This window comes from Pseudomonas sp. HB05 (assembly GCF_016756915.1).
GTDB lineage: Bacteria > Pseudomonadota > Gammaproteobacteria > Pseudomonadales > Pseudomonadaceae > Aquipseudomonas > Aquipseudomonas alvandae.
The window spans coordinates 168,231-191,040 of record NZ_JAESPG010000004.1; the positions used below are offsets into that span (position 1 = coordinate 168,231).

Annotated in this window: 18 protein-coding genes; 17 read left to right on the forward strand and 1 reads right to left on the reverse strand. The window is 60.0% G+C overall.

All coding sequences use genetic code 11. The features are described 5' to 3' along the window. Positions 1-154 precede the first annotated feature (154 nt). The 11 genes from glnE (at position 155) to JMN22_RS06450 (ending at position 14,671) form a co-directional block, all read left to right on the forward strand. Positions 155-3,094 carry a bifunctional [glutamate--ammonia ligase]-adenylyl-L-tyrosine phosphorylase/[glutamate--ammonia-ligase] adenylyltransferase gene (gene glnE / locus JMN22_RS06400; protein ID WP_198797237.1) on the forward strand — a complete coding sequence of 980 codons (2,940 nt, stop codon included), beginning with the start codon at positions 155-157 and terminating at the stop codon, positions 3,092-3,094. A gap of 345 nt (positions 3,095-3,439) precedes the next feature. Beyond that, positions 3,440-4,474 carry a lipopolysaccharide heptosyltransferase II gene (gene waaF, locus JMN22_RS06405; protein ID WP_030140216.1) on the forward strand — a complete coding sequence of 345 codons (1,035 nt, stop codon included), beginning with the start codon at positions 3,440-3,442 and terminating at the stop codon, positions 4,472-4,474. 1 nt (position 4,475) lies between these two features. Then, on the forward strand, positions 4,476-5,534 hold the full coding sequence (gene waaC, locus JMN22_RS06410; RefSeq protein WP_030140215.1) for a lipopolysaccharide heptosyltransferase I: 1,059 nt from the start codon (positions 4,476-4,478) through the stop codon (positions 5,532-5,534). Then, the gene (locus JMN22_RS06415) at positions 5,534-6,655 is read left to right on the forward strand and encodes a glycosyltransferase family 4 protein (RefSeq protein ID WP_030140214.1); all 1,122 of its coding nucleotides are present in this window, start codon (positions 5,534-5,536) and stop codon (positions 6,653-6,655) included. Before waaC ends, JMN22_RS06415 begins: the two co-directional genes overlap by 1 nt. After that, on the forward strand, positions 6,655-7,461 hold the full coding sequence (gene rfaP, locus JMN22_RS06420; RefSeq protein ID WP_198797236.1) for a lipopolysaccharide core heptose(I) kinase RfaP: 807 nt from the start codon (positions 6,655-6,657) through the stop codon (positions 7,459-7,461). Before JMN22_RS06415 ends, rfaP begins: the two co-directional genes overlap by 1 nt. After that, positions 7,461-8,195 (forward strand): lipopolysaccharide kinase InaA family protein, encoded by a 735-nt coding sequence (locus JMN22_RS06425; RefSeq protein WP_030140212.1) that lies wholly within the window; start codon positions 7,461-7,463, stop codon positions 8,193-8,195. Before rfaP ends, JMN22_RS06425 begins: the two co-directional genes overlap by 1 nt. After that, the gene (locus JMN22_RS06430; protein WP_030140211.1) at positions 8,192-8,944 is read left to right on the forward strand and encodes a lipopolysaccharide kinase InaA family protein; all 753 of its coding nucleotides are present in this window, start codon (positions 8,192-8,194) and stop codon (positions 8,942-8,944) included. The genes JMN22_RS06425 and JMN22_RS06430 overlap by 4 nt, the downstream gene beginning before the upstream one ends. Next, a complete protein-coding gene (locus JMN22_RS06435) occupies positions 8,944-10,404 on the forward strand; it encodes a lipopolysaccharide kinase InaA family protein (protein WP_198797235.1) in 1,461 nt (486 codons plus the stop codon). The genes JMN22_RS06430 and JMN22_RS06435 overlap by 1 nt, the downstream gene beginning before the upstream one ends. Positions 10,405-10,741: 337 nt before the next feature. Continuing rightward, complete coding sequence (locus tag JMN22_RS06440) at positions 10,742-12,490, forward strand: carbamoyltransferase family protein (protein WP_030140209.1); 1,749 nt, start codon at positions 10,742-10,744, stop codon at positions 12,488-12,490. Then, positions 12,483-13,388 carry a glycosyltransferase family 2 protein gene (locus JMN22_RS06445; RefSeq protein WP_030140208.1) on the forward strand — a complete coding sequence of 302 codons (906 nt, stop codon included), beginning with the start codon at positions 12,483-12,485 and terminating at the stop codon, positions 13,386-13,388. Before JMN22_RS06440 ends, JMN22_RS06445 begins: the two co-directional genes overlap by 8 nt. Continuing rightward, on the forward strand, positions 13,385-14,671 hold the full coding sequence (locus JMN22_RS06450; RefSeq protein ID WP_198797234.1) for a capsule biosynthesis protein: 1,287 nt from the start codon (positions 13,385-13,387) through the stop codon (positions 14,669-14,671). Before JMN22_RS06445 ends, JMN22_RS06450 begins: the two co-directional genes overlap by 4 nt. Positions 14,672-14,688: 17 nt before the next feature. On the opposite strand, the gene JMN22_RS06455 is transcribed toward JMN22_RS06450, so the two are convergent. Beyond that, on the reverse strand, positions 14,689-15,321 hold the full coding sequence (locus tag JMN22_RS06455) for a phosphotransferase (RefSeq protein WP_030140206.1): 633 nt from the start codon (positions 15,319-15,321) through the stop codon (positions 14,689-14,691). A 152-nt stretch (positions 15,322-15,473) separates the two neighbouring features. On the opposite strand from JMN22_RS06455, the gene JMN22_RS06460 reads away from it, so the two are divergent. The 6 genes from JMN22_RS06460 (at position 15,474) to cysC (ending at position 22,742) form a co-directional block, all read left to right on the forward strand. Next, a complete protein-coding gene (locus tag JMN22_RS06460; RefSeq protein WP_198797233.1) occupies positions 15,474-16,586 on the forward strand; it encodes a capsular polysaccharide export protein, LipB/KpsS family in 1,113 nt (370 codons plus the stop codon). Positions 16,587-16,591: 5 nt separating this feature from the next. Beyond that, the gene (locus tag JMN22_RS06465) at positions 16,592-17,779 is read left to right on the forward strand and encodes an O-antigen ligase family protein (RefSeq protein WP_187293325.1); all 1,188 of its coding nucleotides are present in this window, start codon (positions 16,592-16,594) and stop codon (positions 17,777-17,779) included. Positions 17,780-17,906: 127 nt separating this feature from the next. Next, positions 17,907-19,697: a lipid A export permease/ATP-binding protein MsbA gene (msbA, locus tag JMN22_RS06470; protein ID WP_030140203.1), complete on the forward strand. Its 1,791-nt coding sequence runs from the start codon at positions 17,907-17,909 to the stop codon at positions 19,695-19,697. Continuing rightward, complete coding sequence (locus JMN22_RS06475) at positions 19,697-20,593, forward strand: GNAT family N-acetyltransferase (RefSeq protein WP_030140202.1); 897 nt, start codon at positions 19,697-19,699, stop codon at positions 20,591-20,593. Before msbA ends, JMN22_RS06475 begins: the two co-directional genes overlap by 1 nt. A gap of 35 nt (positions 20,594-20,628) precedes the next feature. After that, the gene (locus tag JMN22_RS06480) at positions 20,629-22,062 is read left to right on the forward strand and encodes a PIG-L deacetylase family protein (RefSeq protein WP_198797232.1); all 1,434 of its coding nucleotides are present in this window, start codon (positions 20,629-20,631) and stop codon (positions 22,060-22,062) included. A gap of 80 nt (positions 22,063-22,142) precedes the next feature. After that, positions 22,143-22,742: an adenylyl-sulfate kinase gene (gene cysC, locus JMN22_RS06485; RefSeq protein WP_198797248.1), complete on the forward strand. Its 600-nt coding sequence runs from the start codon at positions 22,143-22,145 to the stop codon at positions 22,740-22,742. Positions 22,743-22,810 lie beyond the last annotated feature (68 nt).

Below are 22,810 nucleotides of genomic sequence, written 5' to 3' on the forward strand. Positions count from 1 at the left end.
GTCATTTGCCAACTCGAACAGGTAAAAACTTGATGCCGGCTGCCAATAAAATCAGAAAATCAGCTATTTATCATCTTTGTTCGACAGTCGATCAGGTAGTGTCTTCTGTAAAAACACTACATCCAGCCTTTCCCGCGCCGATCAAGGATAGACCATGAGCCTGCCCTCGCTTGCCGAAATGCCGGCAATTCTCCAGTCATTGGTCAGTCGCGCCGAGCAGTCGTTCCGCGCGGCGGTCGCGCTCCTTGACGACGATCATGGATTGTCGACCTGGACGCCGCAGCGTTGGGCCGAGTTCAACCGCGTTACCGCCGCCAGTGACTTCGTCATCGAGCAAAGTGTACGAGATCCTTTGATGCTGTTGGCACTGGTGCGCAGCGGCGAACTGGACCGCAGCCTGGCGCCCGGTGAAATGTGCGCGCAGATTGGTGCCGCCGTACAGGCCGCCGAAACCGAAGACGAACTGGGCCGCGTCCTCCGTCGCCAGCGTACCCGCCAGCAGGTGCGGATCATCTGGCGTGACCTGACCCGCCAGGCCGATCTGGTCCAGACCTGCCGGGACCTCTCGGACATGGCCGACACCTGCATCGACCAAGCCTATCAATGGTTGTATCAGCGTCTCAGCCAACAGTTCGGCACACCCACCGGTCGACGCAGTGGCGAGCCGCAGCAGATGGTCATCCTGGGCATGGGCAAGCTCGGCGCGGTGGAGCTGAACCTGTCGTCGGACATCGACCTGATCTTCGCCTACCCCGAGGGCGGCGAAACCGTCGGCGCCAAGCGGCCGCTGGATAACCAGGAGTTTTTCATCCGCGTCGGCCAGCGCCTGATCAAGGCCCTCGACCCGATGACCGTCGATGGCTTTGTGTTCCGCGTCGACATGCGCCTGCGTCCCTACGGCTCGGCCGGTGCGCTGGTGCTGAGCTTCAACGCGCTGGAGCAGTATTACCAGGACCAGGGGCGCGACTGGGAACGCTACGCCATGATCAAGGCGCGGGTGGTGGCGGGCGACCAGGTGGCCGGCGCGCAACTGCTCGACATGCTGCGCCCGTTCGTCTATCGCCGTTACCTGGATTTTTCCGCCATCGAAGCGCTGCGCACCATGAAGCAGTTGATCCAGCAAGAAGTGCGGCGCAAGGGCATGGCCGACAACATCAAGCTGGGTTCGGGCGGCATTCGCGAGGTGGAGTTCATTGCCCAGGCGTTCCAGTTGATCCACGGCGGTCGCGACTTGAGCTTGCAGCAGCGGCCGCTGCTCAAAGTGTTAAGCACGCTGGAGGGGCAGGGGTACTTGCCGGCCAAGGTGATTGATGAGCTGCGCCAAGGTTATGAGTTCCTGCGTTATACCGAACATGCGATCCAGGCCATCGCCGACCGCCAGACCCAGATGCTGCCGGACAGTGCCCAGGATCAGGCGCGCATTGCGTTCATGCTGGGCTTTGCTGATTGGAGTGCGTTTCACGAACAACTGATGTACTGGCGCGGGCGCGTGGCCTGGCATTTTGGCCAGGTCATCGCCGATCCCGATGAAGAAGAGGGCAGCGAAGGCGAAGTGGCGGTGGGGGGCGAATGGTTGCCGCTGTGGGAAGACAGCCAGGATGAGGAAGCGGCGTGTCGCCAGTTGGAAGAAGGCGGTTTCGCCGATGCGTCCAAGGCACTGAAGGCCCTTGCGGCGCTGCGCTCGAGTCCGCAGTTACGCGCCATGCAGCGCCTGGGACGTGAGCGCCTGGACGCCTTCATTCCGCGCCTGCTGGCCCAGGCGGTGGAACATGCTGATCCGGACCTGGTGCTGGAGCGGGTATTGCCGTTGGTGGAGGCCGTGGCTCGTCGCTCGGCTTATCTGGTGTTGCTGACAGAAAACCCCGGTGCACTGCGTCGCTTGCTGACGCTGTGCGCGGCGAGTCCGTGGATCGCTGAACAAATCACCCGTTTCCCCTTGCTGCTCGATGAATTGCTCAACGAAGGTCGCTTGTTCAAGCCGCCCTTGGCGCCAGAGTTGGCGGCGGAGCTTCGTGAACGCCTGACGCGTATTCCCGAGGATGATCTGGAGCAACAGATGGAGGCGTTGCGGCACTTCAAGCTGGCCCACCGTCTGCGGGTGGCGGCTTCGGAAATCGCCGGCAGCCTGCCTTTGATGAAAGTCAGCGATTACCTGACCTGGCTGGCCGAGGCGATTCTCGAACAAGTGCTGGCGCTCGCCTGGCGCCAGACCGCGGCCAAGCATGGCGTGCCGTTGCGTACCGACGGCAGCTTGTGCGATCCGGGGTTCATTATTGTCGGTTATGGGAAGGTCGGCGGTTTGGAGTTGGGGCATGGTTCCGACCTGGACCTGGTGTTTATCCACGATGGCGATCCGCAGGCGGAAACCGATGGCCCGAAACCCATCGACGGTGCCCAGTTCTTTACCCGGCTCGGCCAGCGGATCATCCACCTGCTGACGGCCCAGACCAACTCCGGGCAGCTATATGAAGTGGACATGCGTTTGCGACCATCCGGCGCATCGGGTTTGCTGGTCAGCTCCTTGGGGGCGTTTGCCCGCTACCAGGAGAACGAAGCCTGGACTTGGGAGCATCAGGCGTTGGTGCGCGCGCGGGTGCTGGTGGGTAGCCAGGATGTGGGCCAGGCCTTCGAGAAAGTTCGCGTCCAGGTGTTGGGACGCAAGCGGGACCTGCCGACGCTGCGCCAGGAGGTGAGCGAAATGCGCGCCAAGATGCGCGACAACCTTGGCAGCAAGGCCACCGCCGCCGGGACCGCGCCGAATGCCTTCGAAGCCACGGCACCCTTCGACCTCAAGCAAGATGCCGGAGGTATCGTCGATATTGAATTTATGGTGCAATACGCGGCTCTGGCGTGGTCCGAGGAGCATCCTTCGCTGGTGCGCTACACCGATAACATCCGCATCCTGGACGGGCTGCAGGAGGTCGGGTTGATGCCTGCCGAAGATGCCACGCTGTTGCGCGAGGCTTACAAGGCCTACCGCTCCGCCGCCCATCGCCAGGCCTTGCAGAAAGACGCCGGGGTGATCGCAGGCGACCAGTTCGTGGACGAGCGCCGGCAGGTGATGCGGATCTGGCGGGAGCTGGGACTGAGCTGAGTATTGAATAAATGTGGGAGCGAGCTTGCTCGCGATAGCGGAGCGTCAGGCAACATTGATGTTGGATGTACAGGCCTCATCGCGAGCAAGCTCGCTCCCACAGTGGATTGGCGGTGTTGCACCGTGCTGAGGACAGATGCAGGTCCCTTGTGGGAGCGAGCTTGCCCGCGATAGCGGTGGGTCAGGCGACATAGGTGTTGAATGGGCTGGCTCCGTCGCAAGTAAGTCGCCCCCCACAGTTGATTGGCGGTGTGTTGTAGATTAGGGCCACAGGCAACGACCTAAGCCACAGTGATTCTCGAGGCGGGGAGGCGTAGGCCTCCCCGTATCGTTTTTGGAAGCCACATGAATATTCTGATCGTTGGGCCCAGTTGGGTCGGTGACATGGTGATGGCGCAGACACTGTTCCAGTGCCTCAAGCAGCGTCACCCGCAGTGCGAAATCGACGTCCTGGCCCCGGAGTGGAGCCGGCCGATCCTTGAGCGCATGCCCGAGGTGCGCAAGGCCTTGAGCTTCCCGCTCGGCCATGGCGTGCTGGAGCTGGCGACCCGCCGGCGTATCGGCAAATCCCTGGTCGGCCAGTACGACCAGGCGATCCTGCTGCCCAATTCGTTGAAATCGGCGCTGGTGCCGTTTTTTGCCGATATTCCCAAGCGCACCGGCTGGCGTGGCGAATTTCGCTACGGCCTGCTCAATGACGTGCGCGCCCTGGACAAAGACCGCTACCCGCTGATGATCGAGCGCTTCATGGCCCTGGCCTACGAGCCGGGCGCCGAGTTGCCCAAGCCGTATCCTCGGCCGAGTCTGCAGATCGACCCGGTGACGCGTGAAGCGGCCCTGGCCAAGTTCGGCCTGACCCTGGATCGCCCGGTATTGGCCCTGTGCCCTGGCGCCGAGTTCGGCGAGTCGAAGCGTTGGCCGGCGGAGCATTACGCCCAAGTCGCCGAGGCGAAGATTCGCGAAGGCTGGCAAGTCTGGCTGTTCGGTTCGAAAAACGACCACTCGGTGGGCGAAGACATCCGCTCGCGGCTGATCCCCGGCCTGCGGGAAGAGTCGGTCAATCTCAGCGGTGACACTTCCCTGGCCGAGGCCATCGACCTGCTGTCCTGCGCTGATTCGGTGGTGTCCAACGACTCCGGCCTGATGCACGTGGCCGCCGCGCTGAACCGTCCGTTGGTGGCGGTCTACGGCTCCACTTCCCCAGGCTTCACCCCGCCGTTGGCGGACAAGGTCGAAGTCGTGCGCCTGGGCATCGAATGCAGTCCATGCTTCGATCGCACCTGCCGCTTCGGTCACTACAACTGCCTGCGCCAGCTCATGCCGCCATCGGTGAATGAAGCCCTGGAGCGTTTGCAGGGCACACCCGTGGAGGTCCGGTAACTTGCGGGTATTGCTGATCAAGACTTCTTCGTTGGGGGACGTGGTCCATACGTTGCCAGCGCTGAGCGATGCGGCGCGGGCTATTCCGGGCATCAAGTTCGATTGGGTGGTGGAAGAAGGCTTCGCCGAAATTCCCACCTGGCACCCGGCCGTGGGCAAGGTCATTCCAGTGGCGATACGGCGCTGGCGCAAGAACCTCTGGCAAACCATCAAGAGTGGCGAATGGCGGCGTTTCAAGCAGAGCATGCGCGCCGACAAATACGACCTGGTGATCGATGCCCAGGGCCTGTTGAAAAGCGCCTGGCTGACTCGCTACGTCAAGGCGCCGGTCGCCGGCCTGGATAAAGACTCGGCTCGCGAACCCTTGGCGGCGCGTTTCTATTCGCGGCGCCTGGCGGTGGCCCGTGGTCAGCATGCGGTGGAGCGCGTGCGTCAGTTATTCGCCCTGGCGCTGGGCTATGACTTGCCGCAAACCCAGGGTAACTATGGCCTCGACATCGACCGCCTGGTGGAATTGCCACGGCCCTATCCCTACGTGGTATTCCTGCACGGCACGACGTGGGAGTCCAAGCACTGGCCCGAGCTTTACTGGCGCCAGCTCACCGAGCGCATGGGCCAGTTCGGCGTCGTGGTGAAACTGCCCTGGGGCAGCCCGGCCGAGAAGGCCCGGGCCGAGCGCATTGCCAATGGGCTGCGCAATGCCCTGGTATTGCCGAAGTTGAACCTCGGCGGCATGGGCAAGGTGCTCGCCGGCGCCCAGGCTTGCGTGGCGGTGGACACCGGTCTTGGCCATCTGGCCGCGGCCCTCGACGTGCCGACCATTTCTCTGCTTGGCCCGACCAATCCGGTGCTCACCGGCGCCTATGGCAAGGGCCAGATTCACCTCGCCAGTGATTTCCCTTGCGCGCCCTGCATGCAGAAGCAATGCACTTATCCACCCACCGCCGAGGATGCCCGGCGGTTCGACCTGAAACGCGAGCAGCCCCTGTGCTTCACGCGTCTGAATCCCGAGCGTGTCGCCAGCCACCTGAGCACGTTATTGGCTGAGGAGCCGCGCTGATGCAATTGGCTTTTGTCCTTTACAAATATTTCCCTTTCGGCGGCCTGCAGCGTGACTTCATGCGCATCGCCCTGGAGTGCCAGCGGCGCGGTCACCAGATCCGCGTCTACACGCTGATCTGGGAAGGCGACGTGCCGCCCGGCTTCGAAGTGCTGGTGGCGCCGGTCAAGGCGTTGTTCAATCATCGCCGCAACGAGAAACTCAGCGCGTGGATGGAAGCGGACCTGGCCAAGCGCCCGGTGGACCGCTTGATCGGCTTCAACAAGATGCCCGGCCTGGACGTGTACTACGCCGCCGATGGCTGCTTCGAAGACAAGGCGCAAAACCTGCGCAATTCGCTGTACCGGCGCTGGGGCCGCTACCGGCATTTCGCCGAGTACGAGCGGGCGGTGTTCGCCAAGGACGCCAAGACCGACGTGCTGATGATCTCCGAAGTCCAGCAACCACTGTTCATCAAGCACTACGGCACGCCGCTGGAACGTTTTCACCTGCTGCCGCCGGGCATCGCCCAGGACCGCCGCCGGCCCGCCGACGCTGACGAAATCCGTGCCGCGTTCCGGGCCGAATTCGAGCTGGCCGACGACGACCTGTTGCTGGTGCAGATCGGTTCCGGGTTCAAGACCAAGGGCGTGGATCGCAGCCTCAAGGCCCTGGCCGCGTTGCCCGCGCAATTGAGAAAACGCACCCGACTGTTTGTAATTGGCCAGGACGACCCCAAAGTATTCCAACTGCAGAGCGCCGCGCTGGGTCTGGGTGACAACGTGCGGTTCCTCAAGGGGCGCAGTGACATCCCGCGTTTCCTGCTGGGCGCCGACCTGTTGATCCATCCGGCGTACAACGAAAACACCGGCACTGTCTTGCTTGAAGCGCTGGTGGCCGGATTGCCGGTGCTGGTCAGCGCAGTGTGTGGGTACGCCCACTACATCGCCGAGGCCGACAGTGGCCTGGTGCTGGACGAGCCGTTCGAACAAGCGCAGCTCACCGAGTACCTGGGGCGGATGTTGAGTGATGCCGATGCCCGGGCAACCTGGAGTCGCAACGGTCTGGCCTTCGCCGAGACGGCCGACCTCTACAGCATGCCGCAGCACGCGGCCGATGTGATATTGGCGGAGCACGCTTGATGAAATTGATGCTGGCCGAACCGTTCAAGAGCCTTTGGGCCGGACGCGATGCGTTCGCCGAAGTCGAAGCGCTCCAGGGCGAGGTCTACCGTGAGCTCGAAGCCCGGCGCACCCTGCGCACGGAGGTGGACGGTCGCGGCTTTTTCGTGAAGATCCACCGTGGCATTGGCTGGGGCGAGATTTTCAAGAACTTGCTGACCGCCAAGCTGCCGGTGCTCGGCGCGGGCCAGGAATGGAAGGCCATCCAGCGCCTGCAAGAAGTCGGCGTGCCGACCATGACGGCCGTCGCCTACGGCGAGAAGGGTAGCAATCCGGCGGACCAGCATTCATTTATCATCACCGAAGAGCTGGCGCCGACCATCAGCCTTGAAGATTTCAGCATCGACTGGGTCAAGCAAGCGCCGCCGCCCAAGCTCAAGCGCGCCTTGATCGCCGAAGTGGCGCGCATGACCGGCATGATGCACCGCGCCGGCGTTAACCACCGTGACTGCTATATCTGCCACTTCCTGCTGCACACCGACAAGCCGGTGACGCCCGAGGATTTCAAGCTCTCGGTGATCGACTTGCACCGCGCCCAGACCCGCCCGGCCATTACCACCCGTTGGCGTAACAAGGACCTGGCGGCCCTGTATTTCTCGGCGTTGGACATTGGCCTGACCCGCCGCGACAAACTGCGTTTCCTCAAGGGCTATTTCCAGCAGCCGCTGCGCCAGGTCCTGGCTGAAGAGGCTTCGTTGCTGGCGTGGCTCGAAGGCAAGGCCAACAAGCTGTATGACCGCAAGCAGCGGTACGGGGATGCGCTCTGATGTCGGGTTGGAACCTGGAGCCGGCCTACGCTGAACTGGCGCAGGATTTCGGCAGCCTCGATGCGGTATTTGCCCTGCAGGGAGAGCGTCTGACCCGCGATCCGCTGTCGGAGGTGATCCGCATACAGCGCAACGGCGTGAACTATTACGTCAAGCGCTACGTCGGTGCCGGCAAAGGCTTGCGGCGCTACCTGGGCAAGCCCCGGGTCAAGTCCGAGTGGCAGAACCTCAAGCGATTCGCCAAGTGGGGGATTCCCACGGCCGAGATTGTTGCCTGGGGCCTGGAGCGACGTGGCGCGGCGTACGATCGCGGGGCGATGATCACCCGTGAGCTGCCTCGAACCGAAGATCTTTCAGCGCTGGCTAATCGGCGCGATCCGCGCCTGGGCGACCGCGCCTGGGTCGATGGTGTCAGCCGTCAACTGGCCGGTTATACCCGGATCATGCACGATCACCGCTTCACCCATAACGACCTGAAGTGGCGCAATCTGCTGATCGACGACCAGTCGCGGCTGTTCCTGATCGATTGCCCGAACGGCGATTTCTGGCGCGGCTTCTGGCTCAAGTACCGGATTACCAAAGACCTGGCCTGCCTTGACAAGGTTGCCAAGCGCCACCTGTCGAGCACCCAGCGCCTGCGCTTCTACCTGCAATACCGCCAGCGTGACCGGCTCGATGCGTGTGACAAAAAACGCATCCGCCATGTAGTGAGATTTTTTGAGGGACGTGAATGACTGATTTCCTGGCCGCTGAAGACCGGGCGTTGCTTGCACGTCATGGCCTGGACAGCTTCGAGGCCCTTTGGTCGCGAGAACTGGACGCCGTCGATGAGCCCAATACCGCAGGCGGCGGCTGGAGCAGTGTGTTCCGGCTGGAGCTCGAAGGGCAGGGCTATTACCTCAAGCGCCAGAGCAATTACCTGACCCGGACCTTTTCGCACCCTTTTGGCGAGCCCAGTTTTTCCAGGGAGTTTCGCAACATCAGCCGGTATCGCCAGTTGGGGATTCCGGCGTTGCAGGCGGTGTTCTATGGCCAGCGCAAGGTACATGGCGAAGTGCGAGCGGTCTTGCTGACCCGTGCCCTGGATGGCTGGGACGACCTGGACTCGCTGTTGCAACGCTGGCCAAGCCTGACGGCAGAGCAGCGCTCCACAGTCCTCAACGCTTGCGGGCAGTTGGCGCGGCGCCTACACGGCATGCATCAGGTGCATGGCTGCTTCTATCCCAAGCACATCTTCCTGCAAGCCACTGCCGACGGTTATCAGGCGCAATTGATCGACCTCGAAAAGACTCGGCCGCTGCTGTTTGGCCAGCGTGATCGAGTCAAGGACCTGGAGCCTTTGCTGCGCCGGGCCAGGATCTGGAGCGAAGAAGATGTCCGCCAGTTGCTGTCTACGTATCTGGACCAGCCCCTTGGCGGTGCGCTGGTGGATCAATGGATGACCCGGTTGAGGGCTCGACGCACCCATAAGGAGGCCCGCTGATGCATTTGTCGGAATTGAAAAGCGCCGGTCGCAGCCCTAGCCTGCCCCTGAGCGTGGAGCTGGCCGATGCCGCCGGTCCGGCGCGTTTGCAATTGCTTTCACTGTTGCGAGTGTTGCCGGGCCAACGTTACGTCGGTGCCGGTATCTGGCGTGGTCGGCCGGTGCTGGCCAAGTTGCTGGTGGGCAGCAAGGCGCCCCGGCACTTCCAGCGTGAACTGCAAGGCGTTCGCCTCCTGGCGGAGCAGGGACTGACGACGCCGCTGCTGCTGGCCGATGGCTTGAAGGAGGGCGAGGGTGGCTGGCTGCTGTTCGAGCTGCTGGAGGACGCCGAAAGCCTCGGTGACGCCTGGAAACAGGTCGAGCACCTGCCAATGTTGGCGGACGAGCAAACGGCAGTGTTGGCCGAGGCCCTGGGTGCGATTGCGCAACTCCACGGCAAGGGCCTGTGGCAAGAAGACTTGCATCTGGACAACCTGCTGCGCCACGGCGGCAAGCTCTATCTGATCGATGGCGCCGGTATTCGCGCCGAAACCCCGGGGCAGCCGTTGTCGCGGCAGAAGGTATTGGAGAACCTCGGGGTGTTCTTCGCCCAGCTTCCCAAATCCATCGAGCCGTTCAATGAAGAACTGCTGGTGTATTACCTGTTGGGCAACGCCGAACACGCCTTGCCCATGGAGGCGCTGCAAAAACAGATCGATAAAGTGCACACATGGCGGCTGAAAGATTTTCTCGAAAAGGTCGGGCGCGAGTGCAGCCTGTTCAGCGTACAGCGCGGACCGTTCGGGCTGCGAGCGATCCGCCGTGATGAAGAGGCCGCGATGGTCCCGGTGCTGGAACAGGCCGATGCACTGCTCGACCGGGGCCATCTGTACAAGACGGGCGGCGCGGCCAGTGTCGGCAAGGTCGAGTCGAATGGTCGCACCCTGGTGATCAAGCGCTACAACATCAAGAACTTCGCCCATTGGCTCAAGCGCTTCTGGCGTCCAAGTCGCGCCTGGCATTCCTGGCGCGAAGGGCATCGACTGGCTTTCCTCGGCATCGCCACGCCCAAGCCGCTGGCGCTGCTGGAAAAGCGTTTCCTCTGGCTGCGCCGAGGGGCTTACCTGGTGACCGAGCACCTGTCGGGCCCGGACATCATTGAACGCTTCGGCCCTTACGTGGAGAACGGTGAAGCTCCCGAGACTGAGTTGCTGGCGCTGGATCGCTTGTTCGCCGACCTGATCCGCGAACGTATCAGCCACGGTGATTTCAAGGGGCACAACCTGTTCTGGCAAGACGATCGCTGGGCGCTGATCGACCTCGACTCGATGTGCCAACACCGCAGCCAGTCCAGCTTCGCCCAGGCCTATGCCCGGGATCGGGCGCGGTTTATGCGCAATTGGCCGCAGGACAGTGCGTTGTATCGCGTGATCGATGAGCGCTTGCCCAAGGCAGTCGATAACACGTCGGCTATCGTGTAACCGATCACTGTGGCGAGGGAGCTTGCTCCCGCTGGGCTGCGCCTGTAGGAGCTGTCGAGCGAAGCTAGGCTGCGATCTTTCCCCAGGCACTTGAGTCTCAAGCGAAAGATCAAGAGATCGTCCGAACGCGGCCCGAGCCTTCGCCAGCTCCTACAGAGCCGAGCGGGAGCAAGCTCCCTCGCCACGGACCGTGTAAACCCTACGACTCATCGCTAGAGGCTTAAGGCCGCATTTACGCTATAATCCCGCCCTTTAGCTGCCCCGCACCCCTAGGTGCGCGGCACATTCATTTTCGCGGCGCTTGTCGCCCGTATGCAGACATAAGAGGCTAGACCCTGTGGCATTGACGATTCTTGGCCTGTCCGGCGCCCTTAGCCATGATCCTTCCGCAGCGCTGTACATTGACGGCAAGCTGATCGCGGCGGCCGAGGAAGAGCGCTTCGTACGCGATAAACATGCAAAGAACCGCATGCCCTACGAGTCGGCGAAGTTCTGTCTGGAACAGGCCGGCATCAAGCCTTCCGATGTCGATGTGGTGGCGATCCCGTTTGCCCCGATCAGTCTGTTCGGCGAAGCTCGCTGGCACTACGCCAAGCGTTACTGGTACGCACCGGACCGCGCCCTCGATGCGATCCTGATGGGCAACCGTCGCTACAAGCGCTATCGCCGCAAGATCGTCTGGTGCCTGGAGCAACTGGGCTTCGATCCGAAAAAGATCAAGATCGAGCCGGTCGAGCACCACCTGGCCCACGCCTCCAGTGCCTATCATTGCTCGGGCTTCCAGGAAAAAACCGCGATCCTGGGCATCGATGGCAAGGGCGAATACGCCACGACCTTCTTTGGCTACGGTGAAAACGGCAAGATCCACAAGATCAAGGAATTCTTCGATCCGGACTCCCTGGGTGGCCTGTACGGCGCGATCACTGAGTTCCTCGGTTTTGAAATGCTCGACGGCGAATTCAAGGTCATGGGCATGGCGCCTTATGGCGACGCCACCAAGTACGATTTCTCGCGCCTGGCTTCGTTCGAAAACGGCGAATTGGTGATCAACACCGACTACGCCAACGTGATCGGCCTGCGCCGCTATAAAGAGAAAGGCAAGGGCTTCTACTTCTCGCCGAAGCTGATCGAATGGCTCGGCCCGAAACGTGAAGGCGACATCGCCGACGAGCCGTACATTCACTACGCGGCGAGCATGCAGGCGCTGTTCGAGAAGCTCGCATTGCAGATGATCGACCACTACCTGGGCGACGTGCTCAAGGAAACCGGCAAGCTGGCCTTCGCCGGTGGCTGTGCGTTGAACGTCAAGCTGAACCAGAAAATCATCGCCCGTGATGACGTCAAGGAGCTGTTCGTGCAACCGGCTTCCGGCGACGCCGGTACGGCGGTAGGCGCGGCGGCTTATGTGTCCCATGCCCGTGGCGTGCCGGTGGAGAAGATGGAACACGTCTACCTCGGCCCGGCCTACAGCAACGAAGACGTGATCGCGGCGTGCGCCCGCCATCCGAGCAAGCCTGAGTGGCGCAAGATCGACAACACCCCCGAGCGCATCGCCAAGATCATGGTCGACGGTAACCCGGTGGCCTGGTTCCAGGGCCGCATGGAGTTTGGCCCGCGTGCCTTGGGCGGTCGTTCGATCATCGGTTGCCCGAGCGCCAGCGGCGTGGCCGATCGTATCAACGAGCAGATCAAGTTCCGCGAGCGCTGGAGGCCTTTCTGCCCGTCGATGCTCGACACCGTTGCACCGCAGATGATCAAGGTCGATCACCCGGCACCGTTCATGACCTTCACCTTCGAAGTCGCCGAAGAATGGAAGACCCGCGTGCCGGAAGTCGTCCACGAAGACGGCACCTCCCGGGCCCAGGTGCTCAAGCGCGAATACAACCCGCGCTACTACGACATGATGAAGGCCCTGGAAGTCCTGACCGGCAACGGCGTGTCGCTGAACACCTCGCTCAACCGTCGCGGCGAACCGATGATCTGCTCGCCGACCGACGCGCTGAACATGTTCTTCGGTTCGGACCTGCAGTACCTGATCATGGAAGACATTCTGGTGGTCAAAGACGGCGTGGATGTTTATGACTGAGATGTTGGTCAGTGTCATCATTCCAGCTTACAACTACGCCGAGACATTGCCGCGAGCGGTGAATTCTGTCATTGCGCAGTTGGGCGAAGCCCAGGCAGAGCTGCTGGTGATCGACGATGGCTCCACTGATGCGACGCCTCAAGTTGTAGAGCAGTTGCTGGTCGAGCATGCCGGGGCCTTTCGAGCCCTGCGCAAACCCAACGGTGGTCTGTCGTCGGTGCGGAACCGTGGGATCGAGGAAGCCCGGGGCCAGTACCTGATCTTCCTTGATGCGGATGATGAGATGGCGCCGGGCGCGCTGGCGGCTGTGGCCCGGCATGTCGCCGACAATCCCGAGAGTCGTTTGATTATTGGCGGCCACTGGTCGGTGTTCTCCGACGGTCGTCGCGTCCAGCACAGCGCCACGCCCTTGCCGGTGACGCCGCGTGAACGTGTTCGTGGCTATCTGCTGGAAAAGACGGTGTCGCTGTCCAACGGAGCCTGCGTCATGCACCGCGAGGTGTTCGGGCCAGGCAATTATCCTTTGCACCTGCGTAACGTCGAAGATATACCTGTATTTGCCCAAGTGCTGGCGCGCTTTCCATGTTCCACATTGGATCAGCCGCTCGCGCTGATCCACAAGCATGATGACAGCATGCGACATGACCTCAAGCAAAGCCTGGCTGCGGGGGTGGAGATGGTGGACGAGGTGTTTGCTCCTGCGCGGATGCCGGCGGAGTTGCAGGACCTGCGTCAGGCCTTTACCGCCCAGCGCTGCCTGTCCTTGTTCCGCGACTGCTATAGCGCTGGGGACTACGTTCGCGCAAAGGCTTTTTATGCCCGGGCCGTACGTACCAACTTTTTTTCGATCATGCGCTGGTCCTACACGCGTAAGGCCGTCCGGTTGTTGTTCAAGTGAGCGCTTCGAGTCCTGATCACGCTGCCTTCCAGGCCGACGACAGCTGGGCTCGAAAGGCTCGTGAGCTGGACCTCTATCGCTGGAAATTGTTGCGTCAGCGTCATGGTCGCCTTGGCAGTTTGTTGCGGCTGTCTCGTGATGTGATGGTCGACACGGTGGTCGGACTGCGTGCGAAGGCATGCTTGAGAGATTCGGTAGACGCCACGCCCTGTGAAGTGCTGCTGCTGCATTCGGCGCCAAAATCCATGGCGTTGCAGCGCAAGAATATCCTGATCGATGCACTGCGCAAGCGAGGATGCCGGTTGACGGAGGCTGCGCTTCGATCTCCCTCGCATGCTTGTAGCGAACGCATGCTTTTGGCTCCGCCACAGTCCGTGCCGCTACGTTATCTGGTCTATGCCGCCCACGCCCAGTGGCTGGTGACGACGTATCAACCAAAAGTGCTGATCAACGAGCGCAATGGCAGTCTCCATGCGCCGTTCCTGCGTCTTGCATTGGCTGCGCGTGGCGCCCGGTTGCTGCATCTGGCCCACGCGACGACGCTGGAATCCTCTCGTCGTCTGGGAATGAATGACTACGATTACTACGGGGTCTTTGGCCGTAGTTCATTGGTGGCGTTGCAAGAGCGGACGTTGCGGTTTGGCGAGTCGACGGTGGTGCTGCTCGGTTCGTACCTTGCCGATGAAACTTATGATTTGCCTGTTGCGGATCCAGCGATCAAGACGTTATTGATCCTGGGGGTCGGGCCGGACCGCGAGAAGGAGTCCGGTTATCAAGAAACCTATCGGCTACTGCGTGAGTGGGCTGGGCGCAATCCTCACTACCGTGTGCTGTTCAAGCGCCATCCGCGCAGCAAGGCTCAATTCTGGAGCGATGCAGCTACACGTTTCTCCAATATCGAGCTACTGGATATCAATCAATCATTGGCCCAGGCTCTGGCGCGGGCTAGCGTTGTGGTCAATATCATGTCCAATGCCGGCATAGAAGCCGGTTTGGCTGGTCGGCCGGTCATCTACGTAAATGCGGGCAGTGATGAGGATATTTTTGCTCACGCCTTGTTTTTCGGACCGCAGGTGCGTGACGAGGGGGCTTTCTCTCATCAGTTGCAAGCGCTCGAGCGCAATTATCCAGAGTCCGTGGAAAAGGCCCGAGGTTTCGCCGATTACCATTTGGTCTACGGCTCCCAAGGGCTGGCAAAAACCGTCGAGCTGATCGAAGGCTTGCTGCAAGGCGTGAATCCCGAGCGAAAGTTCGAAACCTTCAGATTGCCCGCTGCCGGTTGACATCGATTTTCGGCAAATCAGATGTTGAGCGCCGTTCTAAGCTCCAGTTCACTGCACGTCTGTTGGTGACTAAGGTAGTGCTGCAGAAACTGGTCGTCGCGCAGTAGCCATTCGCGGTCTTGGCGATAGCGCAGCATATGCTTGAAATTGCGTAGGCGCAGGCCTTTGCGCAATGGTCTGCCATAGCTGCGCAGGTCAGCTATATCAATCAAACCCAAAGAGTTTTCCGGCGTCAGCACGACGTTCCCCAGGTGCGCCGAGCGAAAATAGATACCGCTCTGATGCAGGCGTGCCATGAACTCACCAAGTTGTGCGCGAAGATTGCCAAGGTCGTCGCTGCCCAGCAACTGACGAAGCGTGCTGCCGGGCAGAGGGTCGTAATGGACTGCGTCACGCTCAATTGAGGGAATGCGATAGACGTGGCGAATTTGCGGACATTCGATGCCGCGCCCCTGCAAAATCTGGCAGTTGTCGGCGAAGCGCTTGGCGTAGGGCGACCACAGTGCGGAGGTCAGCAGCCGCTTGCGGCGAAACAGCTTGAACATCGAACCATCAGCCAAGCGCAGCACTTTATCCCCCTGGCGGTCAGCTTCGAGGACATCGGCACCTTCACGCAGGCTGAGGTAAACAGTATGGTCGAGCGTTTGCATCAAGGCTCCGGGGCTTGGCCCGATGGGATGGGCAGCCGCATATGTTAACGCAGTGTGCGGGCTGCAAAAACCGCTGTGGTATAGTCGCGCCAATTTTCCAAGATGCTCGCTCTGTGTAAGGGCCTGCATGGCGCCGTCTTTCTGGAAATTCCATGACAAAAACGCTGTTCATTTCCTTGGCCAAGCATCAAGGCCTCTATTTCAATCGCTTGCTCAGCGAAACCGAATTACAGGGAAAAGTCGTCACTCCCCAACAAATGCCTTGGCCAAGGTCTCTGCTGATCTCCAGGGTCGTTTCGCGCATCGATTGGTCGAGCTTGATCCAGGAAAAATGCGAGGAGCGTCGAGTCAAGAACAAGTACGACGGCCTTCTGTATCGCTTGCTGTTACGCCTCGAACTTTTTTGGATGGCACTGCGCGCCCAGGCTTTGCTTGATCAGGAACGTCCTGATGTATTGGCGTTCTGGAACGGTTCTCATCGTTATTGCCGATTGTTGGTGGCGCTCGCGCCGACGGGCTGCAGGACGTTTTTTTTCGAGAATGGTTTGTTGCCCGATACAACGACGGTGGACCCGCGTGGCGTGAACTATCTGAATGCGGTTCCGCGCGAAGCCGATTTCTACCTCAATTACCCGCATTCGGTACCAGAGGACCAGGCGCCAGCGGTGCTGATTCCCCGTGCGCCTCGTACTACCGGCCCGGCACCGATTGCGCTGCCTGGGCAGTTTATATTCATTCCCTTCCAGGATGATCGAGACAGCCAGGTTCGACTGTTCTCTCCGTGGATCAGGAATATGCGCGAGATGTTTGCGCTGGGCGAGCGCCTGGTCAAAGAGACTGGCCTGACGGTAGTTTTCAAGGAGCATCCGTCCAGCCGCGAGACGTATCCCGAGCTGCACGAGCGCTGTCATGAGCGCCTGCTCTTCGCCAATGGCAATGCCACACAGCAACTGATCGAAGCCTGCCAGTTCGTGATTACCATCAATTCGACCGTGGGGCTGGAAAGCTTGTTGTTGGGCAAGCCCGTGCTCACGCTGGGCCAGGCTTTTTTCAACATCGAGGGCCTGGTGATGCATGCCGACGACCCCGAGCGGGTGGTGGAGCTGTCTCGTGCATTTCCCAAGTGGCCGCTCGATGAGCGTTTGCGGCGCAACTTTCTCCACTACCTTTCCGAGCACTACTGTATCAAGGGTGGTTGGAAGAATGCGGATAGAGCCCAGCTTCAACGAGTTACGGATCGGATATTGAGTAAAGTTGGATGCTGAGGAATATGAAAAGATTGATCGATAAGGATGTCTTGGTGGCATGGGCATCCATTGGTTTTCTGGTTCTGCTCTGTGGGGCGTGGGTCCTGCCGAGCAATAAAATGTATCACCAGATGTTGATTGTCCTGCTGTGGCTGCCCGCCTTGCTGGCGTTGTTCCATCGGGATTTCAGGCTGCTGTTCAAGCAGCCGGAGTGGGCGCTTTTTGCATTATTCATGGCTTGGACGTTATTGGTCTTGTTGGTTGAGGGCGGTGACAGCGGTTTCGGCAAGGCGAAAGTTACGCTCTACGTGACGCTGACGCTGTTCGGCATTTTGCTGGCGGCACAGAACAGTAAATGGCGGCTCGAATCGATGTTGTTGTATGCGTCGATCCTGGGCGGTTTTTTTGCTTTGGCCTCCTGGATCTATTTCTATGAGTTTGCCGCTCAGCCTTTTAGCGCACGAGTGCTTGCCATTGGCGTATGGAACACCGCCATTCCGGCCGCGCATGCGGTGGGGGCGCTCGCAATCATTGGCATTTTTACGATGCAGACCAAACGTTTCAGTCCTTTGGCAATGATGCTGTTGGTCATTCCTTTCCTGGGATATGCGATGTTTTTGGGCTTCAATCAGACACGCGGTGTATGGGTAGGCTTGGCCGCCGGTTTGTTGGTAACAGGCGTGGCCAGGCCGTCGAGGCTGACCGGAGCGTTGATCTTTCTAGGCATTGCCGGGGTCGCATTCATCGCTGTATTCAAACCCGAGATTCTATTGCAACGCGGAATTTCCTATCGGCCACAACTGTGGGGCGCTGGTGTTCGATTGATAGTGGAGCATTGGGCGACAGGGTTGGGCTTCCATGAATATTTAATTCCAATTCCTGAAATCTCGCAGTCATTCAAGCATCCCCACAACCTTTTTCTGGATACCGGTGTACGTCTCGGTGTTCCTGGGCTGATATTGTTTTGTTCGCTCTGGCTGGCTGCTGGCTGGCGTGGTTGGGTTTCACGCGCGCAGCCGCTGGGTCAAGTGTTGCTGATACTCTGGGTTTTCTCCGGCACGTCATTGCTGACAGATGGCATTGGCCTATGGCTCAAACCTAACGCGGATTGGTTCATCACGTGGCTGCCAATTGCGTTGAGCATTGTATTGGCTGCTCGTGGTACTCCCGAAATCAGCAGTTCCACCCGGAGCATTCCTGCTGCTGGCTGACGGGGCGGCGCGGTGAAGAAGTCCCTCCGCATGTTCTGCCCTTCGTCCTGTGCGGGCCGATTTAGTCGTTGGTTCGCTGTTACAATCCGCAGCCTGTCTGTCTTTTCAAACGTGCGAGGCGCACCGAATGGCCAATTCCGACCAGCAATCGAGCATGAAGATCTACCTGCGATTGCTGAAATACGTACTCCCGTATTGGGGCGCTTTCGCTGTCAGTATCGTTGGCTTCGTGTTGTTCGCATCCAGCCAGCCGATGCTGGCGGACATGCTCAAGCATTTTCTCGATGCGCTACAAAAGCCAAATGACACCCAGTTCATGGGGGTCTCGCTGGTACTGGGTGTTCCGCTATTGATAGTGCTGATTGCGGTCTACCAGGGCGTCGGTTCATTTCTTGGCAATTACTACCTCGCCAAGGTCGCCCGGGGCGTGGTCCATGACTTGCGTTGTGCGTTGTTCGACAACCTGCTGACTTTGCCCAATCGTTATTTTGACAACCATAACTCTGGCCATCTGATTTCCCGCATTACCTACAACGTGACCATGGTCACCGGTGCCGCTACCGATGCCATCAAGGTAGTCATCCGAGAAGGCCTGACCGTGGTGTTTCTGTTCGGCTACCTGCTCTACAGCAACTGGAAAATGACTTTGGTGTTGTTGGCGATATTGCCGGTCATTGCCGTCCTGGTGAGCAGTGCCAGCAAAAAATTCCGCAAGCAAAGCAAGAAAATCCAGGTGGCGATGGGCGACGTGACACACGTGGCTTCGGAAACCATTCAAGGCTATCGGGTGGTACGCAGCTTCGGCGGCGAACACTACGAAATCGAACGGTTTCATAAGGCCAGCGCGGATAACATGAACCGCAGCCTGGGCATGACCCGTACTCAATCGATCTACACGCCGATGTTGCAGTTGGTGATCTACATCGGCATGGCGGTATTGATGTACCTGGTGCTTTACCTGCGTGGCGATGCCTCGGCGGGAGAACTGGTTGCCTACATAACTGCCGCCGGGTTGCTGCCTAAGCCTATCCGTCAATTATCGGAGGTCAGCGCCACGATTCAAAAAGGGCTGGCGGCGGCGGAGAGCATTTTCGAGCAACTCGACGAAGAACCGGAAGTCGATACGGGTACCCAGGAAATAGCCAGGATCAATGGCCGCTTGGAAGTACGCAACCTGAGCTTCCAATACCCTGGCACGGAAAAGCTTGTGCTCGACGATGTTTCCTTTACTGCCGAAGAGGGCCAGATGGTCGCATTGGTTGGGCGCTCGGGCAGCGGCAAATCGACACTTGCCAATCTGATCCCGCGCTTCTACCACCATGACAAGGGCCAGATACTGCTGGACGGAGTGGATGTCGAGCAATACAGACTGACCAACCTGCGCCGCCATATCGCCCTGGTAAATCAACAGGTGACGCTGTTCAACGACACTGTTACCAATAATATCGCCTATGGCGACCTGGCCGGCGCACCGTTTGAAGACGTATGCAAGGCAGCTGAAGACGCTTATGCGGCCGAGTTCATCGTGCAGATGCCTCAGGGGTATGACACTTTGGTGGGTGAGAACGGAGTCTTGCTTTCGGGTGGCCAGCGCCAACGTCTGGCGATTGCCCGGGCTTTGCTCAAGAATGCTCCGCTGCTGATTCTTGATGAGGCGACGTCGGCCCTGGACACTGAGTCCGAGCGCCATATCCAGGCAGCCCTGGACCAGGTGATGAAGGGCCGTACCACCCTGGTAATTGCCCACCGGTTGTCCACCATTGAAAAGGCCGATCTTATTCTCCTGATGGATAAAGGCCGTATTGTCGAGCGAGGCACACATGCCGAGCTGTTGGCATTGAACGGCTTTTACGCACGCCTGCACGAAAAGGATTTTGTCGAGGAAACTGACGAGGCGGCGAAGGAGTCCTTCGTTTGATCCTGAGTCATTGGCGGACCTGGCGAGAAAGCGGTTGGACACCCATAGACGCTGCGGCTTACGCCCGAGCCTGGCATGAGTTCGGCGGCAGCGTGGCGACACACCCTGATGTGGTCGAACGCCTGGCCGGGTTGGTGGGTATCGCGGTGCGTTACCTTGGATGGTTTGCCAACGGCCAACTGTGTGCCGCCATGCCAACGTGGGGCCGTCATGTTGCGCTATCAAAGGATGTGCTCAAGCGTGAAGGCAAGCGGGGCATGCTCGATCTTGGCAATGCCGAGGTCATCCTGCCCATCCGTGAAGACGCCCAGATTCGCCTGCGGCACCGCATGCGCTATGTATCGGAACTCAATGCCCCACTGGTTCTCGGCCTCGCTGAGCAGTCCGAAGGCCTGGCACTGGCGCGGGAGCCTGAGGAGTACAGCAAGAAGTTCCGTTATAACCAGCGTCGTGAGCAGCGCTTGCTTGAGGATGCCGGTGGCATTATCCGGTCGATACTGGAGTTGTCCGCCAGTGAACAGGCCGCCGTTTATGCCGACTTGTTCCAGCGTCGATGGAATTTCGAGGCGCCTGGCAAGACGCATCTGGCCGAGGTGTTTAGCCTGATGCGTGAGTTCATGACCGGATCGCTGATCTACCTGAATGACGAGCCGGTGGCCATCCAGATTCTCTATAGGGTCGAGGCGCCCAAGTGGGTCAGCCTTGAATATATCAACGGCGGGGTTGACCCGCAGAGTCGCGAGTTCAGCCCTGGCAGCGTACTCAGTTACGTCAATACCCAGGCCGAGTGGGAGCATGCCCGGGCGCTTGGGAAGCCGTTGCGTTACTCGTTCGGCCGTGCCGATCGTGAATACAAGGACCGATGGTGCAAGCGGGTTCCGGTCTATCAGGTTTGACCAAAGACACAACCCATGAGCGAGAGAGACAAACCGTGAGCGCACGCAAGCAGCAATTGCTAAAACGTCATCGTCAACGCAAGCGCCTGCTGCTGGTTGGCGTATTGTTGGCAGCGTTGCTGCTTGGCTATACGGTGTCGTGGTGGTCGCTCGTGGTGTTTCTTGCGGTGGGCTGGGTTGCGCACGAGGCCTGGCTCTCCGACCATCTGTTCTATGCCCCCGGTGATGACTATCGCTATGAGTTTCCGGCGGGCACTCCGCAATTTCCTGTCACGCTGAGGGAAGGTTGCCTGCAAGTCGCGGGGGCGTTCGATACTCATCAGACACTGGTCTTGCAGGTACGGGTAAAAAGCAGCTGGTTGGGGCATTTTCTTGATCCCCAGGTTCTGATCGGTGATGACCGTCAGGACTTGGAGAGGGGGGTTGGCGCAGAGCGCTTTCTCAACCTGACCGGGCAAGGGCAGGCACTGGCGTCCGGAACCCTGGCGCTACGCGGTCGTTTTTGCAAAGTTGCGCCACAGGCTACGTTGCATGTCCTGAGCAACCCGGATTTCGCCCAGCAGCGTTTGCTGATCGTCGCACCACATGCCGACGATGCCGAACTGGCGGCCTTCGGGCTATACAGCCGCGCGCCAGAGGTCGCTATCGTTACACTCACCCAAGGAGAGATCGAGGCTGAGCGTTATCGCGATATGGGCCTGGACCCTGCGCAAGCCGCTCGTCTCAAGGGGCGCTTGCGCAGTTGGGACAGCCTGGCGGTGCCTTTATGGGGCGGGGTGGCACAACAGCAATGTGTTCAGTTGGGCTACTACTGCCTGCAATTGGATGCCATGGCGAAGGCACCGGCCCAGAGCTTCGGTTCGCAGGAGTCGGGCGAGAACGATATCCGCGAAGTCCGTCGATTCAATGCCCTGAGCCTGCCGGGTGACGTTGATGGCATGCCCACATGGCGTAACCTGGTGGCCGACCTGACTCACCTGCTCGAACATCACCGACCCGAGGTGGTACTCACGCCGCATCCAGAGCTGGACCCCCACAGCGACCACATCGCGGGCACGCGGGCGTTGATGGAGGCGATCGAACTCAGCGCCTGGCGGCCGCAAACATTACTGCTCTATGCCAACCACCTGCACGACAACGACCGTTGGCCAATGGGCCCGGCGGGCTATGGCATCGCGCTGCCACCCGCCATCGAGCCTTTGCCAGCCGATGGGTTGTGGAGCCCTTTGCTGGATGCTTCCGTGCGCATGGACAAGGCTATGGCCCTGGGGATGCAACATGACCTGCAGGGCCGTCCTCCGTTCAAGCGCCGCTTGCGCCGCACCATCCAGCGGTTGCTAGCCGGGCGCCACTGGCCTCGTACCGGAGAGGACGAGTTCTTTCGAAAGTCGGTTCGCCGGCACGAACTCTTCTGGGTTCGGCGTTTGGGTATGTCACCGCAGGATGACGACCAGACCCGCCGCCCCTGATTCGTTGAGCTGGCAGAATTGGCCTGTGCTTTACTTCTGAGCAATCGGTAAGCATGGGAGGTGCTTGATTCATGGAAAGAATGTCAAAAACGGCGTCCATTCAAAAACAGGATCCGGCTCACGCGTTGACGATCTCCCCGCAGGCTCGGGCCGCGATCAAATTCCAACAACCGCGATGCATCTGGTTGACTGGCCTTTCCGGGGCGGGGAAGTCGACCCTGGCCAATGCATTGGATGTGCGGTTGCACGAGCAGGGCTTTCACACCTGCCTGCTTGACGGTGACAACCTGCGCCAGGGGTTGTGCAGCGACCTCGGCATGACGCCTGAAGCGCGCAAGGAAAATATCCGACGCATCGCCGAAGTCGCGCGACTGATGGTGGACGCCGGGCTGGTTGTTATTGTCGCGGCCATTTCGCCCTATCGAGCCGATCGTGAGGCCGCGCGACATTTGTTTCCTGAGGGATCCTTCTTTGAAGTCTATGTCAGCACTCCCTTCGAGGTGTGTGCTCGGCGTGACCCCAAGGGCCTCTATCGAGAGGCGCGTGCCGGACGGCTGAAAAATTTCACTGGCCTCGACAGCCCATATGAAGCTCCGGTGGCACCTGATTGCGATATTGACACCGGCGACCTGGAACTGAGCGAGGCTTGCGAGCGGTTATGGGCATCGGTACAGCCCTGACCCAACAATCTGTCACATCCGGCTACAGCCATGGACGAGCCTTCTCCAGCCCTGTGCTAATATCCCCG